At 64.5% G+C, this 4,618-nt stretch carries 5 protein-coding genes; 2 read left to right on the forward strand and 3 right to left on the reverse strand.

Annotation, left to right across the window (positions count from 1 at the left end):
* On the reverse strand, nt 1–284 hold a 284-nt coding region (locus AAC997_RS10075; RefSeq protein WP_340645564.1), incomplete at its 3' end, for a hypothetical protein.
* A gap of 522 nt (nt 285–806) precedes the next feature.
* Here AAC997_RS10075 and AAC997_RS10080 point away from each other — a divergent pair.
* The gene (locus AAC997_RS10080; RefSeq protein WP_340645565.1) at nt 807–1,058 is read left to right on the forward strand and encodes a helix-turn-helix domain-containing protein; all 252 of its coding nucleotides are present in this window, start codon (nt 807–809) and stop codon (nt 1,056–1,058) included.
* Nucleotides 1,058–2,353 (forward strand): type II toxin-antitoxin system HipA family toxin, encoded by a 1,296-nt coding sequence (locus AAC997_RS10085; RefSeq protein ID WP_340645566.1) that lies wholly within the window; start codon nt 1,058–1,060, stop codon nt 2,351–2,353. Before AAC997_RS10080 ends, AAC997_RS10085 begins: the two co-directional genes overlap by 1 nt.
* 478 nt (nt 2,354–2,831) lie before the next feature.
* Here AAC997_RS10085 and AAC997_RS10090 read toward each other — a convergent pair whose 3' ends face one another.
* A complete protein-coding gene (locus tag AAC997_RS10090) occupies nt 2,832–4,328 on the reverse strand; it encodes a deoxyribodipyrimidine photo-lyase (protein ID WP_340645567.1) in 1,497 nt (498 codons plus the stop codon).
* The coding region (locus AAC997_RS10095; protein WP_340645568.1) for a phosphotransferase at nt 4,328–4,618 on the reverse strand (291 nt) is incomplete at its 5' end. The genes AAC997_RS10090 and AAC997_RS10095, both read right to left, overlap by 1 nt.

Below are 4,618 nucleotides of genomic sequence, written 5' to 3' on the forward strand. Positions count from 1 at the left end.
TCGAAGGTGATCACCCCAACGCCCGCGGCCATGCACCACGCGCCGCTGTCGCCTCTGTAGCCGATCATCTTGTGGTCCTCGCCCGGGCGGCCCTTTTTTGCCTTGGGCCGGATCTCCAGTGCGACCGTGGCGACCGGCGCCTCCTTGTCACAGCCCCTCTGGCCGAACCTCGGCATTGTTCCGTCGGCCAGGATGGCCAGAGTTCGTTCCGGGGCGAAGCTCGATGACAGCAGCCGGTCGCGCCAAGCGCTGATTTGGGCGTGTTCGGCGGCGTGGGGATCCACGGGAGCCTCTGGTGCGGGGGCGGGCTTTGCGGCCGGCCGTCGACGTTTGGCCGCAGCTTCGGCGGAGGTCGCCATGATGCTGAGGGCGGCCAAGCCCAGGACAAACGTCCTTCCGCGCGCCCTGACACGCCCGCCCGCATTCCCCATAACTCTGTCCCCCAACAGATAGTCCGTCACGATAGCCACGGGCTTGGCCATGCGCCAGGACCTCAATGGCGAGACGCGCCCTACACGCCTGCGGCCAGCGGCGATCCGGCGCGCACCATTGGGTAGGTCGTCCGTATCTGCAGCCGAGCACGTCGGCTTGGCTCTGGTCAGATTCTGATCGTGTTGGCCAAGAACGGTGCTCACACGCTGTTGGCTATCTATCCGGCGGATACTTCAGCGGTTCAGTGTGGGCAGCAGAGCCAGTTTATACGCTAAGACGCATAAACTCACTTTATACGAGTTAGGGTATAGTGACGCGTTATACGCCAATTCGTATAATATGGCATTATACGCCAATCCGTATGGAGGCCCGCCATGAATTCCGTCATTCGCACACCCAAACAACTCGGCCACGCCCTACGCGAAGCGAGGGTTCGCACCAAACTGACTCAAACTGAAGTCGCGCTCGTGTCAGGCCTTCGTCAGGCGACCATTTCCGAAATCGAGGCAGGAGAGGGGGCCACCAAGGTCAGCACTCTGTGCACCCTGCTGGCGGCGCTCAATCTGGAATTGAATCTAGTGCCGCGCAACAGTGATGCCAGCCAAGATATCGAGGATCTGTTCTAATGGCACGCAGGCCGGCTCATGCGCCGCTGGCGGTCTATATGAACAACCGCCGGGTCGGCAGGCTGCTCAAGCAATCCAGCGGAGCGATTGAATTTCGCTACGAGCAAAGCTGGCTTGACCAACCGGGCGCCATTGCGGTGTCCCTGTCCCTGCCCCTGCGCGAGGATCGTTACATTGGGGCGCCGGTTGCGGCGGTGTTCGAGAACCTGTTGCCGGACTCGCCCGCCATACGCAACCGCGTGGCCGAAAGGATGGGGGCAGCAGGGGTGGACGCCTTCAGTCTGCTGGCCAAGATCGGCCGCGACTGTGTGGGCGCCATGCAGTTCATGCCCGAGGATGAAGTGCCGACCGACTCCACCGCTATCCGTGGCGAGCCGGTCAACGAGGCGGATATTGCGGCGATCCTCAACAATCTGGAACGCGCGCCGCTAGGCCTAAATGTGGAAGATGAGTTCCGTATCTCCGTCGCAGGCGCCCAGGAAAAGACGGCCTTGCTGATGCACCAGGGGCAGTGGTGCAAGCCGCGGGGCGCAACGGCGACCACGCACATCTTCAAGCCGCCCATCGGCCGTCTTCACAACGGCATCGACATGACCGACAGCGTCGAGAACGAGTACTACTGCCTGACGTTGATGGCGGCCTTTGGCCTGGAAACCCCGACGGTCGGCATCGGCCGTTTCGGCGACGCCAAGGCTCTGGTTGTCGAACGCTTCGACCGCCGATTGACGAAGGATGGCCGCATGCTGCGCCTGCCCCAGGAGGATTGCTGCCAGGCCTTGTCGGTCCCGCCTACGCTCAAATACGAAGACCAAGGCGGGCCGGGCGTGGCGGCCATCGCCAAACTGCTTAAGGGCAGCGATACGCCGAATGAAGACCTGCTCACCCTGTTCAAGACGCAGATTTTGTTCTGGCTCATCGGCGCCACGGACGGTCACGCCAAGAACTTCAGCCTCTTCCTTGGCCCGGGCGGCCGCTATCGATTGACACCGATCTATGACGTGATGACCGCCCAGCCAGCCTTCGACCGCAAACAGATAACCCACCGCCAGTTCAAACTGGCCATGGCCCTGGGCGATCGGCGACACTACGGCGTGCTGGATATTCAGCCGCGACACCTGGAACAGACCGCCGCCAAGGCCGGGGTTTCCGCGATGGTGGCCAATCGGGCGATGGCGGAGGTGCGCGAAGCGGCCGACAGAGCCTTTGACCAAGTGGAAAATCAATTGCCGGCCGACTTTCCGTCAGCGATCCCGGTCTCGGTGCGCAAGGTTGTGAAGGCGCGTCTGGGCCACTAGATTCTATGACGCCCGCAGCGACCCGAACCCGCGCCTGGTCGTTCGCGCTAAGTCTTCAGCGAAATCGGCCCTCGATCTCCACTCCTTGCGCACACTTTCGCCTGACGTCGATCAGGATGTCGTTTATCTCGCCCTCAGTGTTGCAACGTCACGTGGTCGATGAGGAGCGAATGTTCTGGGGCAGGGCGGTGATCTTCCACGGTCTTCGCCGCGGGTTTGAACGGCGCGGTCAGTTGCGAGGCGGGGGGATCGGATCTCGCGGACCATGTGGAAGCGCTATACCGGCTCGTCCGTCAAACTCGAGACCCAATGATTGACCACCAAAACCCGCCTAAGGAGCGAACGCCCCAAGATTTTCCGTGTTGATGTTCTCAACAAATTGCTTGCCCGCCCCGACAGCAAGATCGCCTGCGCCGAGCGCAATCTGGGGCAGGTTGCGGTGCGGCGTCGCCCATCGCGGCGCACATTTGGATCGGTATCATCGGCCACTCCCGATGGGGCGCGGGAGGTTCTCGTTGAACGCGGGACGCGCCGCGCCGCTGCCGAACGAACGCATCTGCGAATAGGCGTCCAGCGCCCTCTGCCGGGCCAAGCCGTGCTCGACAATCGGCCTGGGATAATTGTCTCCCAACCGCACCCCTGATCGCGCCAACACTGGGCCTTCCGCCGTCCAGGGCGCGTGGATGACCTTGGCCGGCAAGCGCGCAAGTTCCGGGACCCAGCGGCGGATATAGTCGCCCGGCGGATCGAATTTCTCACTCTGGAGCATAGGGTTGAAGATGCGAAAATAGGGCGAGGCGTCGGCGCCCGAGCCCGCCACCCACTGCCAGTTGCCGGCGTTGGACGCGTGGTCGGCGTCCACCAGGGTGTCCCAGAACCACTGCTCCCCCAGTCGCCAGTCGATCAGCAGGTGCTTGGTCAGGAAGGAGGCGGTGATCATCCGAACGCGGTTGTGCATCCACCCTGTAGACCAGAGCTGGCGCATACCGGCGTCGACGATGGGATAACCGGTCGCGCCGCGGCGCCAGGCCTTCAACCCCTTGGAGTCGTCCCGCCAGGGGAAGGCGTCGAACCTGCGGTCAAAGTTGGTTTTTGCCAGGTCGGCGCGGCCGGCGATGGCGGCGTTGAACTCGCGCCAGCCCAGTTCGGCCAGGAACTTCTCGGTCTCGCGGTCGGTGGCCTTGCCGTGATGGGATGCGGCCTGGGCGGCGCGCCAGCATGCCTTGGGGCTAATCTCGCCGAAGTGCAGGTGGGGAGAGAGGCGCGACGTGCCTTCCACCGCGGGGCGATCACGGTCGGCGGAATAGGTCCTCAGGCCTTGGTCAGCGAAGGCTTCGAGCGCCTTGTGGGCGCCAGTCTCACCAGGCTGCCAGTCGCCAAAGCCTTGGGACCAGTCCGGCGTGGCGGGATTCAAGCGCCAGTCGGCCAGGGTGTCGGAGACCGGCCAGGCCTTCGGGGCAAGTAGGCTGGTCGGCGCGGGGGTCGGCCAGGCGTCGCTGACCATTTGGCGTGCCGCGCGCCAGAACGGCGTGAAGACGCTGAATGGGCCGCCGGCCTTGGTCTTCACCTCATCCAGATTGACCAGGGGGCCGCCGTTGACGCGACGCGGCTCGACGCCCGCGCCCTTCAGGGTCTGCGCCAAGGCCTTGTCTCGCGCGGGGTAGCCGGGGTCAAAGACGGCGTTCCAGACGACCGCCCCGGCGGCGGTCTCCCGGGCGAGTTGTGTCACGATGTCGGCGGCCAATCCGCGACGGAGGATCAGCCGAGAGCCGATCGCTTCCAGGTCGGCGGCGAGCGCGGCCAGGGTCTTGTCCAGCCACCAGAGAGAGGCTGCGCCGGGCGCGCGCAGGTCGGGTGTCTCGTCCAGGACATAGAGCGGGATGGTCGGGCCGCCCGCGCGGACGGCGGCTTCGAGGGCCAGATTGTCGGCCAGGCGCAGGTCCCGGCGGAACCAGACGAACGTGGGTGCGGGCATCAGAAGAACTCGTCGAGGAACCGGTAGAAGTCGAGGCGGGCCTCATCCAGATCGGCGAGAGGATAGTGGGTCCGCAGCAGACGTACGGCGTCGACGTGGGGATGGTTGCGTTTGGCTGAACGCAGGAACAGCGAAAGGTCCTGGTGACGGTCGGCGATCCCGAAGCGGCCGACGTCGATCAGGCTGACCCCCACCCCACCATCCCAGACGAAATTGGGCAGGCTGGCGTCGCCATGGGCCAGGACGAGGTCCTCGGTGGCGGGGACCATGGCGGTGAGTTGGCTCCAGGC

The organism is Phenylobacterium sp. (assembly GCF_037968635.1).
Lineage (GTDB): Bacteria > Pseudomonadota > Alphaproteobacteria > Caulobacterales > Caulobacteraceae > Phenylobacterium.

Bases quoted from the DNA above. Each gene is read 5' to 3' on its own strand.
- AAC997_RS10080 (WP_340645565.1), top strand. From the start codon at position 807: ATGAATTCCGTCATTCGCACACCCAAACAACTCGGCCACGCCCTACGC.
- AAC997_RS10085 (WP_340645566.1), top strand. From the start codon at position 1,058: ATGGCACGCAGGCCGGCTCATGCGCCGCTGGCGGTCTATATGAACAAC.
- AAC997_RS10090 (WP_340645567.1), bottom strand. From the start codon at position 4,328: ATGCCCGCACCCACGTTCGTCTGGTTCCGCCGGGACCTGCGCCTGGCC.